A 22,805-nucleotide genomic window follows, 5' to 3' on the forward strand; every position below is an offset into this window, starting at 1 on the left:
ACCGAAGTAAGTGAAATAGAGGATTGGTGTAATGGTAGCATGACGGTCTCCAAAACCGTTCGTCAAGGTTCGAATCCTTGATCCTCTGCCAAGTTTTATGAAGCTCAGTAATATAATTGAGTATTTAAAGGGGACGTGGCGAAATTGGTAGACGCACTGGATTTAGGTTCCAGCGCCGCAAGGTGTGAGAGTTCGAGTCTCTCCGTCCCCACCATATTAAGGCAAGGTTTGATACCTTGCTTTTTTATTGCCTATATTTTTATATAAATACAGGCTGAAATATCTAAACATAAAAAAATCGCCTACAAAGAGGCGATATTAATATTTAAATGATCTATTCAGTATTCATTCCTTTGAATTAAGCTGAAATTAAGCCTTCAAGTGATCCTCGAATTCTTCACCTAATTGCATTGCCAACGTATTTCCAGATAAGTCACATGTCACTAAACCATATTCTTTTTTAAAACTGAAAGTGAAGCCTTGGTTATCCTTTAAATTTCGAACGGAATAACCTAATTTTTCTAACCAAATTCTGAATGCAATTAAATTTTTTGCTTTGACCACTTTCTTCATGAGACAACTCCTTTGACTAATGAAATATTAATAAGGTTAATGATGTTGTTTTTAAAGGGTTTGAACCTAAATTAATGTAAATATATTTTAATTCTATAGAAATGTATATATTTCATGCAATTAAAAGACAGAATTTGATCATGTTGTTAAAGCTTTAAGATAAAGAAGAGAATGTATTGTCTGAAGGGTTTAAAAACTGAGCGAATATCGCTCAGTAATAAACATCTGTAATTTGAACAGATAATGCTAAATTTAGAAATTATCTTTCATTTCCCGAATACGTTTAAATTCTTCAGCACTGTTGACGCGCAAGAAAGGATTGGTCTCAAGTTCAATTTCAATGGTGGAAGGTAAGGTTATTTGATTTTGATCTCGAAGTTTCTGAACTTGTTCAAATCGTTCTTGTAGGGCCTTATTCTCAGGTTCTACTTGTAAAGCGAATTGTGCATTTGAGAGCGTGTATTCATGGGTACAGTAGACTTGAGTTCTTGGAGGGAGCGCTGACAGTCGGTTAAGTGATTGATACATTTGTTCAGCCGTTCCTTCAAAAAGGCGTCCACATCCCATTGCAAATAAGGTATCTCCACAGAATAAACTGTCGATTTCATCTGCAAATATTGCGATATGACCTAAGGTATGGCCAGGAACAGCGATGACGTCAAGTTTTAAGTCATTAAAATAAAATTCATCATCATGATTGAGTGGACAACTGATAAATGGAATTTTAGATAATTCTTCGCGTGGACCATAAACTTCAATATTTTTTTCCGCGATTAACTCTGGCACACCACCAATATGGTCTTTATGCCAGTGGGTAAGCCATATTTGCTTAAGTGTTAAACCATTCGAGTCACAATAGTTGAGCACCAAATTGGCTTCTGTAGGGTCTACCACTGCAATTTCTTGGGTTTCAGTATCTTCAATAATCCATATATAGTTTTGTAGCGCATTGTTAACATCAATTACGCGAACTTGATAACGCATCCTAAACGATCCTAAAGCATGTGACTTATTTGATCTCATCCTAGATCAAGCTTATCAAATTGTAAAATTCACCCAAATTTTAAACAGCGATGTATTGTAAATATTGATTTCGAATTTGATGAGGTGCATTGTTGTTAGCTTAAGATTATCTGATCTGATGAACAAATTTCGAGTAAAAAGTAAATGAAGATAAAAGTGAGATTGAGTGCTTGCATCAGCGCAGTGATGAGTTCGATTGTTCTTGTTGGTTGTATGCAGAACTCTCAAGTTGATCAACTGCAAAAGTCTCAGTTATACGAGCGTCCAAGCAGCTGTAAGGTCAATGAGACAATCGAACGTAAAGCGGTTCCTCCAACACCTAACCAAATGAGCCTTCCGAGTTTTGGGCAAGGGGTTATCGGTTGGGCAACAGGTCCAGAAGGTGCTCAAGCACGCTTAGAAAGTGTATCTAAGCAAGACATCCATCAGTTTAAAGCTCAAGGTGTTAGTTTGGAAATGATACGCGAATGGCAAGCGTTTTATACGCATGAAGCAAAGCGTAATCCATGCAATCCAACTGCGCCGTTACGTGCGCAATTAATGGAAAAAATCGCTTCACTTTGGATGGATTGATATTAAAAAAGATCTCAGTTGAGATCTTTTTTTTAATTTACTATCGCATTTTGGCGAGCTTTTCGCCTGTCATTTGCACCAATTGTACTAATACTAAAAGAACAATGACGGTGAGTATAACGACACTGGTATCAAAGCGTTGATAACCATAGGAGATCGCAAGATCACCAATGCCGCCTGCACCGACCGCGCCAGCCATGGCTGTTGCACCAATTAAGCTGATTGCAGCTGTAGTTAAATTGAGAATGAGGGAGCTACGCGCCTCAGGCAGAATAAACTTGAAAATAATTTGCAGGGGTGTTGCGCCCATAGCTTGCGCTGACTCCACGATACCTTCGTTGACTTCAAGGAGTGAAGTTTCAACCAGACGACCAATATAAGGTCCTACATAAATGGTTAAAGGAACAATAGCTGCCCATGTCCCAATCGAAGTACCCACAATCATTTTTGTTAGTGGAATAACCGCGATCAGGAGGATAATAAAAGGGAGGGAGCGTAATGCATTCACAATAGGGTTTAATCCATAGTAAATCACACGATTGGCTAAAATCCCGTTTGGTCGTGTAACAAGTAGGGTTATTCCTTGAATTAAACCCCAAATCGTACCGAATAGCATTGCAAAAAAAACCATATGAAAGGTTTCTTGTAGGGCTGTCACAAATTGATCAATTGAAAGCGAGCTTTTCCAAAAAGGTTCAGTAATTTCTGTTAGCCATTGAACAATCCTATCTCTCATGCACGTACTCCTGATTGCTCAACTTTAACGCCATGTTGTTGGAAAAAGCTGATGGTTTCTTGAATAATGTCTGGATCACCCAGTAATTGCACAAACATTTGTCCAATCACAGCGCCATTAATTTCGGTCATGTTGGCAAATAAAATATTGAGACTAATATCAAATCGTTTGATGGCAGCTTGTACAACAGTTTCTTGTGCTGAAGTACCTAAGAACTGCAAGCTATAAATACTGTGGTGATTTTGATTTTCTAAGTTATTTAAAATATTGATAGGTAACTGCTGCTGTAAAACAGTTTGAATAAATGTTTTGGTCGTCGGGTGTTGAGGTTGACTAAAGATATCGAGAGTACTGCCGTGTTCAATCACTTTGCCTTGTTCCATAACTGCAACAAAGTCGCAAATCGACTCAATAACATCCATTTCGTGCGTAACCATGACAATTGTGATGCCTTGCTCTTGATTAATTTTTTTTAAAAGGGCAAGTACAGACTTTGTCGTTTGAGGATCAAGCGCTGATGTTGCTTCGTCACAGAGTAGAATTTTTGGATGATTGGCAAGTGCCCGAGCGATACCTACACGCTGTTTTTGACCACCAGAAAGCTCATCTGGAAAAGCATCACGTTTATGTTTTAAATCGATAAACTCAAGTAGCTCATCTAAGCGTTTTAGACGCTCAGCTTTACTCCAGCCAAGGAGTTTCATTGGCATTTCAATATTGGCTGCAACGGTTTTGGTTTGTAGTAAATTGAAATGCTGGAAAATCATACCAATATTGGCGCGTTCTTGACGTAATTTTGAAGCGCTCAAAGCAGTGAAATCTTGACCGTGGATGATCATTTGACCTTGATTGGGTCTTTCTAGTAAATTGATCAAACGGATCAGTGTACTTTTACCTGCACCACTATAGCCTATAATTCCGAAGATACTTCCATCTGGAATCGTCAGATTAATATTGTCTAAGGCGTGAATAGTTTGGCCTTTAAGCTGATAATGTTTACTAATATTTTTAAATTCAATCATAACGTCAAGAACTATTAAAAATGAAAAACAGGCAAATTAAATTTGCCTGTTAAAAATACAGAAGTCTAGAATTATTGAGCTTCTGTGAGATATGTCGTTGGTTTATCAACATTAACTTTAGTGCCACCAAAGTTCTCTTTCACATATTGCTTAACCGCATCTGTATGATATAGCTGACCTACCTTTTGCAATACAGGATCATTCTGACGGCCTTCAGCTACAGCCAGTACATTCACATTCATTTTCGTACTTTGATCGATTGGCTCGTAGTAGATCGCATCTTTTAATACGTTCAAACCACCTTCCATTGCTAAGGTGTTGCCTAATACAATGGCATCCACTTCATCTTTCACACGTACCGCAGTTGCCATTTGAATCGGTTTGATGGTGATTTGTTTAGGATTCTCAGTTACATCAGAAGTAGTGCCTTTGACATTGTCAAATTGAGGTTTTAACTTTACTAAACCAGCAGATTGCAATAATAAAAGGGCACGTGATTCATTAGCACCATCGTTTGGAATTGCAATGGTCGAACCTGTTTTGAAATCATTTAAATTTTTAACTTTGCTTGAGTAAATCCCCATTGGCTCAAGATAAGTCGTAGATAATGGCGCAATTTTTTGAGTATTGGCATCATTGTATGCAACCATATATGCATATGATTGGAAGGCATTGATATCAATCTCTTTATTGGCTACCGCAGTGTTCATTGAAACATAATCAGTAAAGTTTTTAACATCTAACTTTAAACCTGCAGCTTCAGTTTCTGGCAATTTTGCAATGAACTTCCAGATATCTGCATCTGAACCTGTAGAAGCGATTGTAATGGTTTGAACTGAATCTTTATTCGTGTTGTTTGCAGCGGTTTCTGGAGCATCTTGTTTTGAGCATCCAGCGATACCCACTGATAGGCCCAAAACTAAACCAAGAATTTTCTTCATGATATTTCCTGAGTATGTTGAAACGATCTTCAACTTACATATGCAGTGAGGTGAATAGTGAAATGAACTGTCCTTGTTTCAAGAGCACTTCAAGCTATTCATCTGTTAGAGATAATTCAGTATTTAGCTATCAATTATTTAAGCATTGATAACAAAAAAGTTGGTTGATGATAACAATTTTTTTTTATTCAATATAGTGATGTTAATGAACTAGCTTAGCATAAAGCGTCATATACAATTTATGAGAATGTATAAATAAACTTTAAATATCATACTTATAATTTGAGTGTTTAAAATTAGAAAGACCCGTTATCAGCCGAACACCTTATAATGATTTAATATATCAATATGAAAAATATGGATTTAATTTAATTTAGAAATTTGCTTGGTAAGATCATTATTGTATTTCTGCCGATATTGGCTAGGGGTCATACCAAACCAACGCTTGAATGCTCGTCTGAAATTTGAGGCATCGTGATAATTAAGAAGCATACCAATTGTTTCAATCGTGAGTTGCGTATGCTCAAGAAAATAAGCACTTTGTTGTGCAAGTACCTGATCTTTGACCTCTTTAAAGGTTAAACCTTCTTTTTCTAAATGACGAGCTAAGGTTCGTTTGCTCATGAATAATGAAGCGGCAATCTCGGATTCATTTTTGGGATCTGATAAATGCTCAATCAGTATTTTTTTGACACGAAATTGATAAGTATTTTGGGGTGTAAGAAGATCCTTAAGTACATTTTCACATTGTTTTTTTGCAATCAGATAGTTCTCCTGACTTGCTGAAGCATTCGGGATTTTACACACAGATAAAGGTATCTGAATGCCATCAAAAGATTGTGAAAATGCGAAATCACATTGAAAAATTTCTGTATAAGCAGCATGGTAAGCAGGTTTAGGATAGCTAAAAAGCAACTTCGCCTCAGTTAATGGCTTACCTAAAATAAATTCAGCACACTCTTTAAATACCACCATGCAAGACTCGATCATGCTTTGATATACAATGGTGGAGCAATCGATATTAAAGTGAATTTTACAATTCATCTGCTGATCACGTTTTTCGAGAATGACCTCTGCAAATCCAATTCGAGTAGGTAGATAATGTTGAATCGCATCAAGTGCAGCATAAAGGTTCGGGCAACTGTGCATCAAAAAGCCCATTGCGCCATGAGTCGTTGGTTTAAGGCGATGCCCAAGTTCTAAACCGAAGTCGGGAACATCTGCCATGTTCAATGCATTGTCAAATATACGAATAAAATCAGATGCTGAAATCCGGGAATCTTCCTGTTGAATAAATTCAGCAGTCAGAGATGTGCCATTTAATAAAGTTGGGAATACGCGCAGCCCACCTCCCAATTGTTGCGCAATAATTCTGACATATGCGCAGGGAATCAATGCCCGAATTGCATTATCGTCCTGATTGCTATGTTCTATTCCTTTAGACATCATACTTAAGTCCAGATAGCGTGATATTGATCTTTCTTAAATCTAGCCTCATTAGAGCTGCTAATTTGAATTAAAAGAATGTCAAAAAATGACTTATTAATGTCAAAAAATGACCTGATTCTGTATTTTTTAAATTCTATGCTCAAACACAGATCATCAGCTTAATGGAATAAAGGCTGAATATAAATTTAAAGATGAGATCACATAGGACACATTGTCATGAATAATTTAGTCAAAAAAATGAATGCTGTTCGAGTAGATTTGGTGAATTTTAGCGCTCGCTATATTCCCTTAGAAAATCACATCAAAGCTGCCCATGTGTACCATAAATTAAAAAGTAGCTTATTTAAGAATCCTGATTTTGATCAAATTGAAGAAACTCGACTTCCAGATCCAAATGTTTGCCCCTTACAAGAGCTTGATGTCAGTAGCCCTTTTTTATACAAGCAAGGTGTATGGAAGGATGCTTTTAAACGATTACGGAAAGATGCACCGATACATTATCAATCAAACAGTTTATTTGGTCCTTTTTGGTCGATGACACAGTACGAAGATGTCATGTACGTTGATAAAAATCATCAGCTTTTCTCTTCAGAACCGATCATTATGTTGGGTGAGCAACCGCAAGGTTTAGAGCTTGAAATGTTTATTGCGATGGATCCACCGAAGCATGATATTCAGCGTAAAGCTGTGCAGGGGGTTTTCGTACCAAAAAACTTGAAAGACATGGAAAGCTTGATTCGGACACGTACCCAAGACGTACTTGATCACTTGCCTTTAAATGAAGCTTTCGACTTTGTAGATCGAGTATCAATTGAACTGACCTCAAGAATGTTGGCGACATTGTTAGATTTTCCTTACGAAGAACGCCGTAAATTGGTCTATTGGTCTGAAATTGCATCCTCATCACCAGGTACGACAGGCGGTACGATGACTATTGAAAATACTTTTGATGGTTTAAAAGAGATGGTGAGAGATTTGTCTCAACTTTGGCATGATAAGGCTGCACGTATAAAAGCAGGTGAGGCTTCAAGTTTTGACTTGATGAGTATGCTTATTCGGAGTGATGAGACAAAGGATCTGATTCAGCGACCATTAGAGTTTCTGGGGAATTTGGCATTATTAATCGTAGGCGGGAATGATACGACTCGTAACTCGATGTCGGGCGGGGTTTACGCAATGCATTTGTTCCCTCAGGAATTAGGCAAGCTGAAGAATAATCCTGATCTGTTGCCTAATATGGTTAGTGAGATTATTCGTTGGCAGACACCATTGGCGTATATGCGCCGTGTAGCGACTCAAGATCTAATTTATAAAGGTCAGTATATCCGTAAAGGTGACAAAGTTGTTATGTGGTATGCGTCTGCTAACCGTGATGAAACTGTGTTTGAAAATGCGGATGAATTTCGTATTGACCGTGAAAATGTGAAAAAACATCTATCATTTGGTTATGGAATTCATCGCTGTATGGGTAGTCGTTTAGCTGAGATGCAATTGACCATTCTTTGGGAGGAGATTCTCAAACGTTATGACAGAATTGAAGTGCTTGAAGAACCCGAAATTGTTCAGTCTAATTTTGTTCGTGGGTATTCTAAGATGATGGTAAAGCTGCATCCAAAGTCAGAATCTAAATAGTCCAAAATCCCTCATATTAGATGAGGGATGTTTTTATGTGCCGTGAAAAGAGATAGGATTTGATCATAAATTATAACTCAAGCAGCTATATAAATTTGGATAAATGGGGCGGTGTCAGCATCTTGCCATTGGCGGAGGATCAGGCAAGGGTTTCAATATAATTTTTCATATTGATTGATCTTTATCTTTGGACCGCTTCACTTTCTAGTAAATAAAGTTCATTGATGAGTAAAAATTCTCTTTGTAGTTGATTTAGTGATTTTTCTACTTCACTGTGTGCTCTTCGATTACGATAGGCTTTAAAAGTATTCACAAATAATCTGCCAATAGCCGTAGATGACTCTTCATTTTCTGACTCCCATTTGAAGGGAGATAACTTATTTTTTTTTACGTCTGAACAGAATGCATCTTCCATTAGTGAGCTAGAGAATTTTTGCGAATTTATTTTTTCTCGAATAATATCTTCTAATCGAGTATACGCAGTCATTATTGATGCATCAGCATCTAATTTAAACTTAAAAGCTAAATCTATAATTCTCTTGTCAATTAAATTTAATGGCAATTCGCTAGGATAATAGTCATTTATTTTTAAAGGTTCATTAAGCATAAAATCTAAATTGCTAATGCAATCATAAATTGTGTTAGTCCGTCTATAAGAACTATTTAAGAAAGACTCTACGTCACTATCACTTAACGCATTTTGCCTAATGATTTCAAATTCTTTAGTTGATATAAGCAGCTCTTTGATTTCAATTTTATGCCTTTGCAATAGTTTTAAAGCTTTAACAAAACCTTTATAACCTTCTGAGATATAATCTGATCTAAAGCCATATCTAATGAGATAAACAGTTCGATAACCTTTAATTAAAAAACAATGATTGTGATCATTAGTTAAAACAAGTGCTCGTTCAACTTGTTCTTCAAATTGTAGAACTAAGGCAATTGCTTCAATGCAATCTTGCGTATGAGGTGTCCCTAAATATTGTATTTCTTCAGATGGTTGATTAAATAAATTAAAGCGCATTTTTATAAAGTATTTGTTTGATATTTAATTGAATATATCAAAAAACCCCGCACTTAGCGGGGTTTTTTAATGCTTAAACTAAATTAAGCATTTTCACGAGCAATAGCACGGTAACCAATATCCTTACGATACTGCACGCCATCAAACGTAACTTTTTGGCAAAGTTCTAAAGCTTTCGCTTGTGCTTCACCAATCGTATTACCAAGCGCGGTCACGCAAAGTACACGGCCGCCTGCAGTCACAATATCACCATTCTCAAGTGCTTTCGTACCCGCATGGAAAACTTTAGCATCAGCCATTTCAGTGTCTAAACCTGAAATCACATCACCATTGCTAGACGTTTCAGGGTAGCCACGTGACGCAAGTACGATACCAACCGTTTTACGTTCATCCCATTCAGCTTCCGCAGGTAAGTTACCCGCAATACCAGCTTCAACTAAATCAACTAAAGATGATTTTAAACGCATCATAATTGGTTGAGTTTCAGGGTCACCAAAACGACAGTTAAACTCGATTACTTTAGGCTGACCTTGTTCATCAATCATCAAACCTGCGTATAAGAAACCTGTATAAACGTGCCCGTCTTTTTTCATACCTTCAACGGTAGGACGCATCACTTCATTCATGGTTTTTTCAAAAACTTCAGCCGTTACCACAGGAGCAGGAGAGTAAGCACCCATACCACCAGTATTAGGACCTTGGTCACCTTCAAAGATACGTTTATGATCTTGTGACGTAGCCATAGGTAAAATGTTGTCGCCATCAATCATACAAATGAAAGATGCTTCTTCACCTGCCAAGAACTCTTCGATGACAACGCGTGAACCTGCATCACCAAATTTGTTGCCTGCAAGCATGTCGTCAATCGCATCAAACGCTTCTTGATTGGTCATCGCAACGATCACGCCTTTACCTGCAGCAAGACCATCGGCCTTGATCACGATTGGCGCGCCATTTTTTTCAACAAATGCTTTAGCTGCATCGACTTCTGTAAATACATCATAAAAAGCAGTTGGGATGTTGTGGCGTTTTAAGAAATGCTTAGCAAATGCTTTAGAGCCTTCTAATTGGGCTGCAAATTGGGTAGGACCCCATATTTTCACACCTGCAGCGCGACAAGCATCGACTACACCATTTACAAGCGGTGCTTCAGGACCGACAACAATCAGATCCACGGCATTATTTTTTGCAAAGTCGATAATGGCAGGGTTGTCTAAAATGTTAAGTGCTACATTTTCACATTTTGGTTCAGTTGCTGAGCCCGCATTACCCGGTGCAACAAAAACTTTAGCTACTTTTTCATCTTGAGCGATTTTCCATGCCAATGCATGTTCACGACCGCCATTACCCAAAACTAAAATATTCATCGGTTCATACTCCATGAATCGAAAATGACATAAAGTCCTCAACTAAATGAATAGAAGAGGACTTTAGGCAAGATTAAAAATCTCTTATCAGTGTTATAGGTGACTTATGAGAAGTCATCATGACACGAACCATTAATTAATGACGGAAATGACGCATGCCAGTGAACACCATTGCAATACCTGCTTCGTCAGCAGCAGCAATCGTTTCTTCATCACGCATAGAACCACCCGGTTGGATAATACATTTGATACCTGCTTTAGCAGCGTTATCAATGCCATCACGGAATGGGAAGAATGCATCAGATGCCATTACCGCACCTTCAACTACAAGGCCAGCATGTTCAGCTTTGATCGCAGCAATACGAGCAGAGTTTACGCGGCTCATTTGACCTGCGCCTACACCAATCGTTTGACGGTTTTTAGCATAAACAATTGCGTTTGATTTCACGTATTTCGCAACTTTCCAAGCAAAGATCATGTCATCAATTTCTTGTTCAGTTGGGGCACGTTTCGTCACAACTTTAAGATCATCTTTAGTAATCATACCTAAGTCTTGATCTTGAACGAGTAAACCACCGTTTACACGTTTGTAGTCCATTTGTGGAGCACGTTCGTCAATTGCAGGTAATTCGCCACATACAAGTACACGTACGTTTTTCTTCGCACCTGTAACTTCTAATACACCTTCAGCAACGCTTGGTGCAATAATCACTTCAACAAATTGACGATCAACAATCGCTTGTGCAGTTGCAACGTCTAATTCACGGTTAAACGCAATGATGCCACCGAATGCAGATTCTGGATCAGTTGCATATGCAAGGTCATATGCAGCTTTAATACCGTCTAAAGAGACTGCAACGCCACATGGGTTTGCGTGTTTTACAATCACACATGCAGGTTTAGCGAATGATTTCACACATTCAAGTGCTGCATCAGTATCTGCGATGTTGTTATAAGATAATTCTTTACCTTGTAACTGTTTAGCAGTAGACACAGAAGCTTCAGTTGCAGCAGGGTCAACATAGAATGCAGCAGATTGATGTGGATTTTCACCGTAACGTAAATCTTGAGCTTTATTTAATTGCGTATTGAATGTACGTGCAAATTGATCAGCTTGACCTTCTTCTTTACCAACGCGAGCGCCTAAGTAAGATGCGATCATACCGTCGTACTGAGCAGTATGTTCAAATGCTTTAACTGCTAAGTCAAAACGAGTTGCATATGAAAGTGAGCCTTCAGCTTTAAGCTCAGCAACTACAGTCGCATAGTCAGATGCATTTACAACGATACCTACAGACGCATGGTTTTTCGCAGCAGCACGAACCATCGTTGGACCACCGATGTCGATATTTTCAATCGCATCAGCAAGTGAGCAGTTAGGTTTTGCAACAGTTGCAGCAAATGGATAAAGGTTTACCACAACTAAATCGATCGCATCGATGTTGTGTTCAGCCATCACAGCTTCATCTAGACCACGACGAGCCAAGATACCACCGTGGATTTTCGGATGAAGTGTTTTTACACGTCCGTCCATCATCTCTGGGAAACCAGTGTGCTCTGAAACTTCGACTACAGCAATATTGTTGTCACGTAACAACTTATAAGTACCGCCAGTAGATAAAATTTCTACCCCTAGAGCAACAAGGTCTTGGGCAAATTCAACAATGCCTGTTTTATCAGAAACAGAGATTAATGCGCGTTTAATAGTCATGATTTAGTCACAGTTATCAAGAATTAAAACAAAAAAGCTAAATAGCAGGTAAAAAAAATGCCCGCGGAAGCCGCAAGCATTTTATCATTTATTCACTCATTAAACCGTGAGCTTTCAACTTTTTACGTAAAGTACCACGGTTAAGGCCTAGAATCTCAGCAGCGCGAGTCTGGTTGCCACGTGTATATTCTAACACTACAGATAAAAGAGGTTTCTCCATTTCTGCTAAAACCATGTCATAAACTTGAGATGGTTGCTCGCCTTGCAATTGTGCAAAATAATGGCGAACTGCGCGATCTACGTGAATACGAAGAGCGACATCAGATTGTGCAGTAAAAATAGGAGATTTGCTATTCATGCGAGTTAATCCGAGAATCAATAATCACTTAGGGTAAAAGTGAATTTGTGGTCAAAATAAAAAAAACGAGCTCCGTTTTAGGTCCTAAAACGGTCGACTCTAAAACAAGAACAATTAGCTTGCCACAACTAGAGCAATTGAGTGAAAAATAAGCGTAACAATAGTTTAATATTTGTTACGGTTCCACATAAAACAAAAAACATCCCTGATGCGCTGAATAAAAAAATTAAGCACATGAACAGAACTGTATTTATTTTGAGAAATTGCGAGGAGTTTGCGGTACAAAGCTTTCGTGGCGCGTATCATACCATTGTCTATGAAAAAGTGAGCAAGAAAACTACATTTTTTTTAATTTTTTTATCGTTTTTTTTGATCTTATGGTCGTATAACTTCCAATTTATAATTGTCAAACTCAGATTGGGAAAAATTTATACTAAATTTGAAACCAAATGGACTGTCTTGAGGAATTCGTGTAATTCCATGCAAACTTTCTACTAAATATTCATTGGGTGCTTTAATAGAGGATGAAATCAGCTTCCCTTGTTGATAAATGCTTATTTTCAACAGAGGCAGTTTTAACCCTTTGCTATATTGGTTCACCAAGTGACCTGAAAAAACAGTAGATATCGCTGATGTTGACTCAATATTGAGGTCTTGTACTTTTATATGGGTATAGCGTTCATCGAGCGTGTCACAATTAAATAAATTACATGCTGATATAAATGCCTGATTTAGCGCAGGTGAGCGTTGCAATACATTTGGGTTAAACCATAAAAATTGAAAAACCAGTAATAACGCTAAAATTGTATTTACGATCGCCCATGTCGCAATATAAAGCCTAGTTCTTGGTTTTGATTGGCTATTGGCATGGATTGATGATGAAAGATTTAAAGAAGGGTAGTTGGTAATCGGATCATGATTGAACGTATTTAAGTTATTTAAATACGTACGCAAGGTTATGTTTGAATTTGCAACTTTACGATCGAAAATATCCAATAGGTGTTGTTCTTGTTTAGGTTCAATCACATCTTCAGATGGTGCTGTACTGTCTTGGGCTTCTGTGATTAAAGGTTCAATCACTTTCGGTTGAGGATTGAATAGATGTAGAAGCGCATTAAACTCAGCAGAACATTTAGGACAACAAACCATACCCTCGGCAACAGTTAACTGGGTGACTGATACCTTGTAAATTGTGGAGCAATTTGGGCAGCGGGTTTGTTTATCACTCATATCTTAAATTAAGCTCTACTTATTTATGGCGTTTCCCAGAAAGACGGTACCAATTTTCATCACGCTTTTCTTTGTCTAATATATCAAAAAAATCAGCATAAACACGAGAAACATCATCAACTTGCTCCTCAATAATACCGGCTAGTGCGAATTCACCCTCAGGTTGAATGAGTGTTGAAAACTCCTCAGCAAGTGCTATCAGTGGGCCAGCAAGAATATTTGCGACAAATACATCTGCCTTTTGCTCACCAAGTGCTTGATTAAATTCTTCAGGTAAGCCGACATATAAATTTTCGAGAACGCCATTTAATTCAGCATTTTGTTGTGTAGCGAGTACAGCTTGAGGATCAATATCTGTCGCATATACTTTTTTTGCACCCAGCAATAGGGCAGCAACACCTAGAATGCCAGAACCACAGCCGTAATCGATGACGATTTTGTCTTTTACATCGGTTTTACCTAACCATTGTAGGCAGAGGAATGTTGAAGCATGATTACCCGTACCAAAAGCTAAGCCTGGATCTAATTTAATATTGACCGCATCCGCTTCAGGAGCTTCCATCCATTCAGGAACGATCCAATATTTTTCACCAATTTGAATTGGCTCATATGCATCCATCCAAGTGCGTTCCCACTCTTGATCTTCGATAAACTCAGAACGTAAAGGCGCTTCAGGCATCTGGTCTTTAATGAAAGTTTCTAGTGCGACGACATCGATTTCTTCATCATCTTCTTGAGCGTAAATACCCGTTACGATGACTTTGTTCCAAAGTGGAGTCTCACCTGGAAGTGGTTCTAATAACGCTTGATCCTCTGCATCATCTAGCGTCACACTGACTGCACCAAGAGATAATAATAATGTTTCAGTAAAATCAACTTGTGCTTGATCGACAGTAATATGGATTTGTAACCACTTCACAGTAAAAAAACCTAAATATGCAATACGAGAGTTAGCATTGTACTGTATTCGCTTTAAGAATGCAGATAAAACCTGAAGCATAAATAAAGGCACGATTACAGTGCCTTTAAGATGAGTTGGTTAACTCAATTAATATCAGTTAATTTATGAGTGGTTTCGAGTTAACTCAGCCGGATGGTCTAATGGTGCAAAACGATTCAGCAACATGCCGAAAATAGCAGCGAAGATATACATAAAGATTGAATAAACAGCTGCTGGCATCGCAATTTCGCTGCTATTCATTATCGTGATTGCAATCGCCATGGCCAAAGTACTGTTATGGATACCAATTTCAAAAGCACACGCTCTTGCTTGAAAACTCGGTACACCAAAGAAGCGAGGGAGAAAATAACCGACGCTAAGACTTGCGATACAAAATAACGCTGTCGCCAAACCAATTTGAGCAAGATAATTCATAATGTTGGCACGTTCAGAAAGTACTGCACCGACAATAATTAACACTAAGAATACAACGGCAAAAATACGCACTGGTTTTTCTAGTTTAGTTGCAACATTTGGAAATTTGTAGCGCACAAACATACCGAGGGCAACTGGGATAAGAATAATGGCAAACACTTGTAAAATTTTACTAAATTGTAGACCAATTTGAGTTGAATCCTGAATGAAATGTGTGATTGCAAAATTCACGATAAGCGGCAAGGTCACTGCAGCAATAATGGCATTAATCGCAGTCAAGGTGATGTTGAGGGCAACATCACCTTTGTATAAATAGCTAAATAGATTGGCTGTTGCACCCCCTGGTGAGGCAGCAAGCAACACTAAGCCGACAGCCAAGTAAGGCGAAAGATTGAGTATTTTACATATAATAAATGCAACGCCAACCAAAATGACGAGTTGGGAAAATAATGCGATGAGCACTGCTTTAGGGTGTTTACGAACGCGTAGAAAATCTTGAACAGTGAGTTCAAGTCCTAAACCCGCCATCACAATTGCAAGTGCTAAAGGTAAAAAAATCGTAAGGATCCCTGTGTCCATAAATTCATCCTGAATTTTGTTGTGTTATTTATAAATAGATCGTTATTTTTAATTTGGTTTTATCGTTATCAATAAATAAAAGCAACCAATTTTTCAATTGGTTGCATAAACGGTCGAATTTAAAAAAATAGGTTAAGACGCTTTTGGCATCGGTGGCGCATATCCGAGTGCACATTTGCCTTTATATTCTTGACCTTCAATATTCACGGAAACACTCGCTGCATCAGACTTACAGGCTGAATTAAGCTGCTCTTCATTGCCTTTCAAATCTTTACTTTGGGTAGGGAAAAATTGAGTTTGGCAAGTACCATTCCAAATTATTCCTTTATACGGGAAACTGACAGCATCGCCTTCACTTTTACCCTTACATACGCTTTGGAATTGTTTGGCATTATAGGCATTATCAACTTTGTCATTCGCAATACTCATACTACTTACGCTTAGACCCAAACAACATAACATTGACATCGTAAATAACTGGACTTTCATGTTCGTATACTCTTGTTAAAAAATATGACTTGAATATGTTGAAAAAATAGTCAAATCAATGGAAGGGCAATGCTGTAAATAAATTTTCTAAATTGTTAAAAAATCACTTAAATCTGCAAAATTTATAAATTTTTATATCAAAATGGTTTATATTATTGGACTTCAAAAAAATTAGAATTAAATCGTTCTCGATTGTCTCAAGGCAAACAAAATTTGCTATAATTTTCTGTCATTATTTTTATCTCCTCATATACCACTATGCATTATCCTAAAGTTTACGATGTCATTGTTATCGGTGGCGGACACGCTGGTACAGAAGCAGCGCTTGCTGCGGCACGTATGGGTCGACAGACTTTACTCTTAACTCATAATATTGAGACTTTAGGGCAGATGAGCTGTAACCCGGCGATTGGTGGTATTGGTAAATCACACCTTGTTCGCGAAATTGATGCCTTAGGTGGTGCGATGGCACTCGCAGCAGACAAGGGTGGTATTCAGTTCCGTATTCTGAACTCACGTAAAGGTGCTGCAGTTCGTGCAACGCGTGCGCAGGCTGACCGTGTACGTTATAAAGCGGCTATTCGCGAAACATTAGAAAACCAAGCCAATCTTGATATTTTCCAACAAGCAGCAGATGATCTCATTGTTGACGGCGATACCGTTAAAGGTGTGGTAACACAAATGGGGATTCGCTTTGATGCGAAAACTGTCGTGTTAACCGCTGGTACATTCTTGGGTGGCGTGATTCATGTTGGTCTTGAGAAATCAAGCGGCGGTCGTGCAGGTGATCCACCTTCAATTTCTTTAGCGCACCGTTTACGTGAGCTTCAATTGCCAGTAGGTCGTTTAAAAACAGGTACGCCACCACGTATTGATGCACGTTCTGTAGATTTCTCTGTCATGACACCACAGCCGGGTGATTTCCCATCACCAACGATGTCATTTATGGGTGATGCATCTATGCACCCAGAGCAAGTCAACTGCTATATCACGCATACCAACGAAAAAACTCATGATATTATTCGTGGCGGCCTAGACCGTTCACCGATGTATACTGGTGTGATTGAAGGTGTAGGACCACGTTACTGTCCGTCAATCGAAGATAAAATTCATAAATTTGCCGATAAAGATTCTCACCAAGTATTCTTAGAGCCTGAAGGCCTAGATACACATGAACTTTATCCAAATGGTATTTCTACATCTTTACCGTTTGATGTCCAGTTTGAATTAGTACGCTCAATCCGTGGTATGGAAAATGCGCATATCCTGCGCCCGGGTTATGCCATTGAGTATGATTATTTCAACCCACAAGCGTTGAAATTCACTTTAGAGACTAAAGCGATTAATAACTTGTACTTTGCGGGTCAAATTAACGGTACGACAGGTTATGAAGAAGCCGGTGCACAGGGTTTACTTGCAGGTTTGAATGCTGCACGCCGTGCGTGGGATCAAGAACAATGGACACCGAAGCGTGATGAAGCGTACATGGGTGTATTGGTCGATGACTTAATCACTTTAGGTACGAAAGAACCTTACCGTATGTTTACCTCACGTGCGGAATACCGTTTGATGCTTCGTGAAGATAATGCAGACCAACGTTTGACACCAATCGGTCGTGAAATGGGTCTTGTGGATGACGAGCGTTGGGCAGCGTACTGCGAAAAAATGGAAGCGGTTGAGCGTGAAACAGGTCGTTTACAACATCTTTGGGCTGCACCTAACAATCCAATGGGTAAAAAATTCGTTGAAATGACAGGTGCGGATCTTTCTAAAGAATGTTCTGCGATTGATTTGTTGAAACGTCCGAACATTACTTTTGCTCAAATTGCGGAACTCACTGGTTCTGATGTTTCTGCTCAAGTGGGTGACCAAATTGAGATTGCAGTTAAATATGAGGGTTATATTAACCGTCAGCATCAGGATGTAGCGCAAATGAAGCGCTTAGAAGAGACTAAGATTCCAGCTGATTTTAATTATGACGTGGTATCTGGTTTATCTCGTGAAATTACTTTGAAACTCAAAGAAGTTCGCCCTGAAACTCTCGCTCAAGCAAGTCGTATTCCGGGCGTTACACCTGCTGCTGTTCAATTGGTGATGATTACGATTCGTAAGAATGCACAAACTAAAAAATCTGCTTAAGCCTGTTGCAGTCCAAAAAACCCGCTTGATGCGGGTTTTTTTGATCCTCATATAACGATTTATTCATAAATAAGATAAATAATTTATTATTTACGTTTAACAAGAATAGAGATTAATAAAGAAATTATGATTATTTCTCAATCCAAGTTGATGTCCTTATATTGATTCTACGTTCACAACAAAGAGGAAAGGCCATGACGATGAAGCGTATTCGTTATAATGGTTATGAAATTGCATGCTGCACGATGTAAATCATAATCCAACGACATTGAAAAGTGTACGTGGGCTAAAGGGGAGTTTAGTTCACGTATTTAAACTCAACACAATAAGAAATCAGCGCAATACTGAAAATATGATAATAAAAAATCTTCAGAGCCAATTTGGCTCTTTTTTAATTTTCAATTTCATGAACGGCGTTAAATACATCGAGTGGTTCAATACGAATAATTTTTTTGCCGAAGCTTCTGAGCCACCAAACCAATTGTGAAGTAAAGGGCACATTAGCGACCACTTTAAAGAGATCATCAGATACTTGTGTGATGGATTGATCTTTACTGAGTTGGCTTTCGGAAAAGTAAAGTGCATCAGCTTTATTCATAAAGAGTTCGAGTTGAACGAGCTCAGTGGGTTTATTGAAATCAACTCTGAAGCCGAGCGCACCAGATTCAATGTAAGCATCAATATCAAAGTCAACAGGGTGTAAGGCGCGTTGCTCTAGAACTTTTGCAGATTTAAAACGATGTAAAGCAAAGGTTTGAACTTCTGATTTGTCATGTCGAGTACAAATCAAATAAATGATTGAACCCTTTTGAACTAATGCAAGCGGGTTTAAGGTATAACTACGTTCTTCACTTTCAGGTCCACGCGCACGATATATGCATTCGATCTGTTTATCTTGCAATAGACCTTCATAAATGGCTTGCTGCGCATGTTTCTCTACAACAGGAGGGATCAAGGGCTGGCTTGCTGGAACAATACGGACACGGTTAATCCATTGACGTACATTGTTTTGTGTAGATAAGCTGCGTTTTGCAAGCTCGAACCAAGGGTTCATCTCCTCAATTAAACTTGGTGGAAGCAAATGCTTCAAATGTTCTTCAACCATCATGAAGGTGACGGCTTGTGAGCTGGTCATATGCGGCAAGCTTTGAATTGGGGCATCTGATCGCCAACGCCAACCTTGTGGTACAGTTTTATTACTCTCAATAGGAAATCTTTGAGAAATTTGATTTAAATCACGTTGAATGGTTCTTAAACTGATTTCAATACCTTCTCTTTGCAGGGTCTCTTGCAACTCTCGTGTACCCATCCATTTACCAGTGGTTAAGCGTGAAAGAATTTGCCACTGTCGATATAAGCTATTCGATGTTTCTTTTTCTTGAGAGGACATAATCAACTAATGAATAAAGAGAAAATATTTTTCAAACACACAATAAAAAATCTTTAAGAGATAAGCAAGCATGGAAAGTGAAGCTATTGACTATATTTCGATACATCTTTAGGCCATTTTTCGTTGTGAATGCTTCAAAAATGGGGCATTAATAGATGAATAGGTAAATTTTTGGCATTGAAATTGCTTAATTTTGTTTACAATTGATAACAATTAAGAGGTATGTATGCTAAAAGAGGAAAAAGATACCACTTCAATTCTCGCAAATTTTAAGGCTGATCATACCGTCGAAGCTTTCGAAAAATCTAAGCAGATCGAAGTTAAACAAAACAGCACTGCGTACTTGTTCGATCAACTTAAATCTGAATTTTATAATGAACTTTTAGATGATAAAACGATTGGCTTAGAGGCATCTAGCAAAATCGAAAATTGGTTATGTGAAAGAAGCTTGGATGAGCTGAAATCATTAAATCATCAAGCGAAGGAACATTTCCTCTATCAGGGCATTACATTTACAGTCTATGGTGATGCTGAGGGTACAGATCGTATTATTCCTTATGACTTAATTCCACGTGTAATTGCCAAACAACAATGGCACAAAATAGAGCAAGGCTGTGCACAAAGAGTGCAAGCATTGAACTTTTTTTTAGATGATATTTACCATAATCAGGCGATTTTAAAAGATGGTTTAGTGCCTGAGCTGCAAGTGCTCACTCATGAGGCATACCAACCATTGATGTATAAACATTCATTGAAAGGTAAAGTTTATAGTCAAATTAGCGGAATCGATATTATTCGTGATCAGCAAGGTGACTTCTTTGTATTAGAAGACAATTTAAGAACACCATCAGGCGTGTCTTATATGTTGGAAAGTCGAAAAATTAGTGAAAAAATGATGCCCGAACTTTGTAAGTCATCAAATTTACAAGGTGTAGAGCAATACCCACAACTTTTAAGACAAATACTCGAGGAAAATGCTGAAGTAGATAATCCATTTATCGTGGTGCTTACACCGGGTCGATATAACAGTGCATATTATGAGCATTGCTTCCTCGCACGTGAGATGGATGTTCCTCTAGTTACAGGTCAGGATTTATTTGTTGAAAATGCTAAGGTCTATGCCAAAACCGTTTGGGGTAAAAAACAAGTCGATGTAATTTACCGACGCCTAGATGATGGATTTCTTGATCCATTGTGTTTTATGCCAGACAGTACATTAGGTGTACCTGGCCTAATGTCTGCATACTTACAACACAATGTCGTGATTGCAAATGCGCCTGGCACGGGGGTAGCAGATGACAAATCAATCTATCCTTATGTCGATAAAATGATTGATTACTATCTAAACCAGAAGCCAATTTTAAATAACGTACCGACTTACCAATGTCGTGAACGTGAAGAACTCGATTATGTACTTTGTAATTTAGAAAAGTTAGTGGTTAAAGAGGCGCAAGGTTCAGGCGGTTATGGCATGTTAATTGGTCCTAAAGCGACCGAACAAGAAATTGAACAATTTAGATTAAAGTTAATTGCACAGCCGCATGCTTACATTGCACAACCAACTTTAGCGCTTTCAGTCGCTCCCACTTTAACTGAATTCGGCATCGCTGAACGCCATATTGATTTAAGACCGTTTATTTTAAGTTCACCGTATCGTACAGAAATCGTGCCGGGAGGTTTAACCCGAGTTGCGATGCAAGAAGGGGCATTAGTTGTAAATTCATCGCAGGGTGGTGGCATTAAAGATACGTGGGTTATAGATCCGCTACATTCATAAATATACAACCAGGAGCTTGTCATGATTATATTAAACAGCAATGCACAAAATATTTACTGGGTTGGCCGTTATTTATCTCGTATTCAACATTTATGTGGTCAGTTTCCATTTCAAGATGATGTTCAAGCATTGCAGTATGCCCATGCTTTTTGCTTACCTGCTTTTAATGCGTGTTCGCTCAATGAGCTGATTCTGAGTAATGATCAGCCAGCTTCTTTTTTTCAACAATTTGAATATGTGAAAAATAATATTCAAGATTTACGTGGTGTATTGTCAGTTCAGGCTTATTCAGAATTAAAACAGATAGTGGATACAGCGACACAAAATGCAGGATTAATTTGTACTGTTGTTGATGAGTGTAGCGATATTCTAGAAGCTGAAAATGAAGACATATTTCTGTTTTTTAGTCTAGGACAATATTTCGAAAATCTTGATCGTGAAATAAGATTGAATCAGGATGTTAATTCTACAGTCAATTCTTTAGGTGTTGTGATTGAACTGTTGAAGTCCAAAGGATGGGACAGTTTAGATGAGGCTTGGCAACATCTTGTAGCGCATCCAAATGCTAATAGCTTTTACCAATTGAATGATCAGGTGCAATGTTTATTTGAGGTGGATGCATGAAATTGATGATTAATCATCAAACCCATTATCAATATACGGAAACAGCAAAAAATAGTATCCAATATATAAGAATGTGTCCTCAAAGTAATGCTCACCAAAAAGTAGATGCTTGGTCAGTGAGTATTCCTGGTTATAAGGTCGAAGCAAAAGATGCCTTTAATAATATTTGGATCACTTCGACTCAACGCTATGCATATCAAAATTTAAGTATTATGGCGCAGGGCATCATTGAAATCGATACAGTTTCAGAACAAGCTATTGAGTCAGAAGTGCCAGTCGGTATTTTTCTACAAATTACCCCAGCGACTCAATGTGATGCTGAAATGAAAGCTTTTGCAGCTCAACATGTAAGTAAAAAGACTCGTGATGAATTAAAACATTTAAGTTCTGCATTGCTTGAGCATATGCCATATATTTCAGATTCTACTCAAGTGAATACTACAGCAATAGATGCATTCCATCATCAACAAGGGGTATGTCAGGATCATACTCATGTATTTGTAGGTATGTGTAGAGAGTTAAATATTCCTGCGCGCTATGTTTCTGGATATCTTTACGTTCCGGAAATGAGTCATTTGGCGAGCCATGCTTGGGCTGAAGCTTATATAGATGGACTTTGGTATACATTTGATGTTAGCAATCAGCTCTATACGCCAAGTTCACACATTTATATTGCATTAGGGCGTGATTATTGGGACGTTGCACCTATCAGAGGTGTGCGAGAAGCTGGTGGCGTGGAGAGTATGACGACCATCGTTCAGGTATTACCGTGTTAGAACAAAATTTTGAAGAG

The 22,805-nt window shown here is 38.2% G+C and carries 21 protein-coding genes and 2 tRNA genes; 8 read left to right on the forward strand and 15 right to left on the reverse strand.

The window, feature by feature from the left end; genetic code table 11:
• Window positions 1-17: 17 nt before the first annotated feature.
• Window positions 18-91, forward strand: a tRNA-Trp gene (locus AC1M9A_RS01590).
• Between the two features lie 38 nt (window positions 92-129).
• Window positions 130-214, forward strand: a tRNA-Leu gene (locus tag AC1M9A_RS01595).
• 155 nt (window positions 215-369) lie between these two features.
• On the opposite strand, the gene AC1M9A_RS01600 is transcribed toward AC1M9A_RS01595, so the two are convergent.
• Window positions 370-573 (reverse strand): hypothetical protein, encoded by a 204-nt coding sequence (locus AC1M9A_RS01600; protein WP_035267651.1) that lies wholly within the window; start codon window positions 571-573, stop codon window positions 370-372.
• A 252-nt stretch (window positions 574-825) separates the two neighbouring features.
• A complete protein-coding gene (gene gloB, locus AC1M9A_RS01605; protein ID WP_481609481.1) occupies window positions 826-1,557 on the reverse strand; it encodes a hydroxyacylglutathione hydrolase in 732 nt (243 codons plus the stop codon).
• A gap of 225 nt (window positions 1,558-1,782) precedes the next feature.
• Between gloB and AC1M9A_RS01610 the strand changes: the two genes are divergently transcribed.
• Window positions 1,783-2,169, forward strand: coding sequence for a DUF4951 domain-containing protein (locus AC1M9A_RS01610; RefSeq protein WP_481609482.1), 387 nt, complete (start codon window positions 1,783-1,785; stop codon window positions 2,167-2,169).
• 40 nt (window positions 2,170-2,209) lie between these two features.
• On the opposite strand, the gene AC1M9A_RS01615 is transcribed toward AC1M9A_RS01610, so the two are convergent.
• The 4 genes from AC1M9A_RS01615 to AC1M9A_RS01630 all read right to left on the reverse strand — a co-directional run bounded on the left by AC1M9A_RS01615 (window position 2,210) and on the right by AC1M9A_RS01630 (window position 6,317).
• A complete protein-coding gene (locus AC1M9A_RS01615) occupies window positions 2,210-2,905 on the reverse strand; it encodes a methionine ABC transporter permease (RefSeq protein WP_481609483.1) in 696 nt (231 codons plus the stop codon).
• Window positions 2,902-3,927 carry a methionine ABC transporter ATP-binding protein gene (locus AC1M9A_RS01620; RefSeq protein ID WP_179998301.1) on the reverse strand — a complete coding sequence of 342 codons (1,026 nt, stop codon included), beginning with the start codon at window positions 3,925-3,927 and terminating at the stop codon, window positions 2,902-2,904. The genes AC1M9A_RS01615 and AC1M9A_RS01620 overlap by 4 nt, the downstream gene beginning before the upstream one ends.
• A 71-nt stretch (window positions 3,928-3,998) precedes the next feature.
• Complete coding sequence (locus AC1M9A_RS01625; RefSeq protein WP_035267639.1) at window positions 3,999-4,868, reverse strand: MetQ/NlpA family ABC transporter substrate-binding protein; 870 nt, start codon at window positions 4,866-4,868, stop codon at window positions 3,999-4,001.
• Window positions 4,869-5,231: 363 nt separating this feature from the next.
• Window positions 5,232-6,317, reverse strand: a complete 1,086-nt coding sequence (locus tag AC1M9A_RS01630) for an AraC family transcriptional regulator (protein ID WP_481609484.1) — start codon at window positions 6,315-6,317, stop codon at window positions 5,232-5,234.
• 216 nt (window positions 6,318-6,533) lie between these two features.
• Here AC1M9A_RS01630 and AC1M9A_RS01635 point away from each other — a divergent pair, with 216 nt between their 5' ends.
• Window positions 6,534-7,949, forward strand: a complete 1,416-nt coding sequence (locus AC1M9A_RS01635) for a cytochrome P450 (protein WP_481609485.1) — start codon at window positions 6,534-6,536, stop codon at window positions 7,947-7,949.
• 181 nt (window positions 7,950-8,130) lie between these two features.
• On the opposite strand, the gene AC1M9A_RS01640 is transcribed toward AC1M9A_RS01635, so the two are convergent.
• The 8 genes from AC1M9A_RS01640 to AC1M9A_RS01675 all read right to left on the reverse strand — a co-directional run bounded on the left by AC1M9A_RS01640 (window position 8,131) and on the right by AC1M9A_RS01675 (window position 16,082).
• Complete coding sequence (locus tag AC1M9A_RS01640; RefSeq protein ID WP_481609486.1) at window positions 8,131-8,973, reverse strand: TIGR02391 family protein; 843 nt, start codon at window positions 8,971-8,973, stop codon at window positions 8,131-8,133.
• Between the two features lie 83 nt (window positions 8,974-9,056).
• Window positions 9,057-10,340, reverse strand: a complete 1,284-nt coding sequence (gene purD / locus AC1M9A_RS01645; RefSeq protein ID WP_481609487.1) for a phosphoribosylamine--glycine ligase — start codon at window positions 10,338-10,340, stop codon at window positions 9,057-9,059.
• Between the two features lie 136 nt (window positions 10,341-10,476).
• Complete coding sequence (gene purH, locus AC1M9A_RS01650; RefSeq protein ID WP_092766164.1) at window positions 10,477-12,051, reverse strand: bifunctional phosphoribosylaminoimidazolecarboxamide formyltransferase/IMP cyclohydrolase; 1,575 nt, start codon at window positions 12,049-12,051, stop codon at window positions 10,477-10,479.
• Window positions 12,052-12,139: 88 nt separating this feature from the next.
• A complete protein-coding gene (fis, locus tag AC1M9A_RS01655) occupies window positions 12,140-12,409 on the reverse strand; it encodes a DNA-binding transcriptional regulator Fis (RefSeq protein WP_001086304.1) in 270 nt (89 codons plus the stop codon).
• Window positions 12,410-12,784: 375 nt separating this feature from the next.
• Window positions 12,785-13,639: a DUF3426 domain-containing protein gene (locus tag AC1M9A_RS01660; RefSeq protein ID WP_481609488.1), complete on the reverse strand. Its 855-nt coding sequence runs from the start codon at window positions 13,637-13,639 to the stop codon at window positions 12,785-12,787.
• Between the two features lie 19 nt (window positions 13,640-13,658).
• Window positions 13,659-14,558 carry a 50S ribosomal protein L11 methyltransferase gene (gene prmA / locus AC1M9A_RS01665; protein WP_481609674.1) on the reverse strand — a complete coding sequence of 300 codons (900 nt, stop codon included), beginning with the start codon at window positions 14,556-14,558 and terminating at the stop codon, window positions 13,659-13,661.
• Window positions 14,559-14,702: 144 nt separating this feature from the next.
• A complete protein-coding gene (locus AC1M9A_RS01670) occupies window positions 14,703-15,593 on the reverse strand; it encodes a bile acid:sodium symporter family protein (RefSeq protein WP_481586981.1) in 891 nt (296 codons plus the stop codon).
• A gap of 132 nt (window positions 15,594-15,725) precedes the next feature.
• Window positions 15,726-16,082, reverse strand: coding sequence for a hypothetical protein (locus AC1M9A_RS01675; RefSeq protein ID WP_035267631.1), 357 nt, complete (start codon window positions 16,080-16,082; stop codon window positions 15,726-15,728).
• Window positions 16,083-16,340: 258 nt separating this feature from the next.
• Here AC1M9A_RS01675 and mnmG point away from each other — a divergent pair, with 258 nt between their 5' ends.
• The gene (gene mnmG / locus AC1M9A_RS01680; RefSeq protein ID WP_481588395.1) at window positions 16,341-18,221 is read left to right on the forward strand and encodes a tRNA uridine-5-carboxymethylaminomethyl(34) synthesis enzyme MnmG; all 1,881 of its coding nucleotides are present in this window, start codon (window positions 16,341-16,343) and stop codon (window positions 18,219-18,221) included.
• Between the two features lie 391 nt (window positions 18,222-18,612).
• Here mnmG and AC1M9A_RS01685 read toward each other — a convergent pair whose 3' ends face one another.
• Window positions 18,613-19,611 carry a helix-turn-helix transcriptional regulator gene (locus tag AC1M9A_RS01685; protein ID WP_035267629.1) on the reverse strand — a complete coding sequence of 333 codons (999 nt, stop codon included), beginning with the start codon at window positions 19,609-19,611 and terminating at the stop codon, window positions 18,613-18,615.
• A 226-nt stretch (window positions 19,612-19,837) separates the two neighbouring features.
• Between AC1M9A_RS01685 and AC1M9A_RS01690 the strand changes: the two genes are divergently transcribed.
• The 3 genes from AC1M9A_RS01690 to AC1M9A_RS01700 are packed head-to-tail and all read left to right on the forward strand — an operon-like array spanning window position 19,838 to window position 22,788.
• Window positions 19,838-21,388 carry a circularly permuted type 2 ATP-grasp protein gene (locus AC1M9A_RS01690; RefSeq protein WP_481596894.1) on the forward strand — a complete coding sequence of 517 codons (1,551 nt, stop codon included), beginning with the start codon at window positions 19,838-19,840 and terminating at the stop codon, window positions 21,386-21,388.
• A gap of 21 nt (window positions 21,389-21,409) precedes the next feature.
• Window positions 21,410-22,012 (forward strand): hypothetical protein, encoded by a 603-nt coding sequence (locus AC1M9A_RS01695; protein ID WP_481609489.1) that lies wholly within the window; start codon window positions 21,410-21,412, stop codon window positions 22,010-22,012.
• Window positions 22,009-22,788: a transglutaminase family protein gene (locus AC1M9A_RS01700; RefSeq protein WP_481609490.1), complete on the forward strand. Its 780-nt coding sequence runs from the start codon at window positions 22,009-22,011 to the stop codon at window positions 22,786-22,788. The genes AC1M9A_RS01695 and AC1M9A_RS01700 overlap by 4 nt, the downstream gene beginning before the upstream one ends.
• Window positions 22,789-22,805: the final 17 nt, after the last annotated feature.

The sequence above is a fragment of the Acinetobacter sp. ANC_7634 genome, from assembly GCF_056779875.1.

Coding starts and splice junctions, on each gene's coding strand:
- AC1M9A_RS01600 (WP_035267651.1), bottom strand. CDS start 573: ATGAAGAAAGTGGTCAAAGCAAAAAATTTAATTGCATTCAGAATTTGG.
- gloB (WP_481609481.1), bottom strand. CDS start 1,557: ATGCGTTATCAAGTTCGCGTAATTGATGTTAACAATGCGCTACAAAAC.
- AC1M9A_RS01610 (WP_481609482.1), top strand. CDS start 1,783: ATGAGTTCGATTGTTCTTGTTGGTTGTATGCAGAACTCTCAAGTTGAT.
- AC1M9A_RS01615 (WP_481609483.1), bottom strand. CDS start 2,905: ATGAGAGATAGGATTGTTCAATGGCTAACAGAAATTACTGAACCTTTT.
- AC1M9A_RS01620 (WP_179998301.1), bottom strand. CDS start 3,927: ATGATTGAATTTAAAAATATTAGTAAACATTATCAGCTTAAAGGCCAA.
- AC1M9A_RS01625 (WP_035267639.1), bottom strand. CDS start 4,868: ATGAAGAAAATTCTTGGTTTAGTTTTGGGCCTATCAGTGGGTATCGCT.
- AC1M9A_RS01630 (WP_481609484.1), bottom strand. CDS start 6,317: ATGATGTCTAAAGGAATAGAACATAGCAATCAGGACGATAATGCAATT.
- AC1M9A_RS01635 (WP_481609485.1), top strand. CDS start 6,534: ATGAATAATTTAGTCAAAAAAATGAATGCTGTTCGAGTAGATTTGGTG.
- AC1M9A_RS01640 (WP_481609486.1), bottom strand. CDS start 8,973: ATGCGCTTTAATTTATTTAATCAACCATCTGAAGAAATACAATATTTA.
- purD (WP_481609487.1), bottom strand. CDS start 10,340: ATGAATATTTTAGTTTTGGGTAATGGCGGTCGTGAACATGCATTGGCA.
- purH (WP_092766164.1), bottom strand. CDS start 12,051: ATGACTATTAAACGCGCATTAATCTCTGTTTCTGATAAAACAGGCATT.
- fis (WP_001086304.1), bottom strand. CDS start 12,409: ATGAATAGCAAATCTCCTATTTTTACTGCACAATCTGATGTCGCTCTT.
- AC1M9A_RS01660 (WP_481609488.1), bottom strand. CDS start 13,639: ATGAGTGATAAACAAACCCGCTGCCCAAATTGCTCCACAATTTACAAG.
- AC1M9A_RS01670 (WP_481586981.1), bottom strand. CDS start 15,593: ATGGACACAGGGATCCTTACGATTTTTTTACCTTTAGCACTTGCAATT.
- AC1M9A_RS01675 (WP_035267631.1), bottom strand. CDS start 16,082: ATGAAAGTCCAGTTATTTACGATGTCAATGTTATGTTGTTTGGGTCTA.
- mnmG (WP_481588395.1), top strand. CDS start 16,341: ATGCATTATCCTAAAGTTTACGATGTCATTGTTATCGGTGGCGGACAC.
- AC1M9A_RS01685 (WP_035267629.1), bottom strand. CDS start 19,611: ATGTCCTCTCAAGAAAAAGAAACATCGAATAGCTTATATCGACAGTGG.
- AC1M9A_RS01690 (WP_481596894.1), top strand. CDS start 19,838: ATGCTAAAAGAGGAAAAAGATACCACTTCAATTCTCGCAAATTTTAAG.
- AC1M9A_RS01695 (WP_481609489.1), top strand. CDS start 21,410: ATGATTATATTAAACAGCAATGCACAAAATATTTACTGGGTTGGCCGT.
- AC1M9A_RS01700 (WP_481609490.1), top strand. CDS start 22,009: ATGAAATTGATGATTAATCATCAAACCCATTATCAATATACGGAAACA.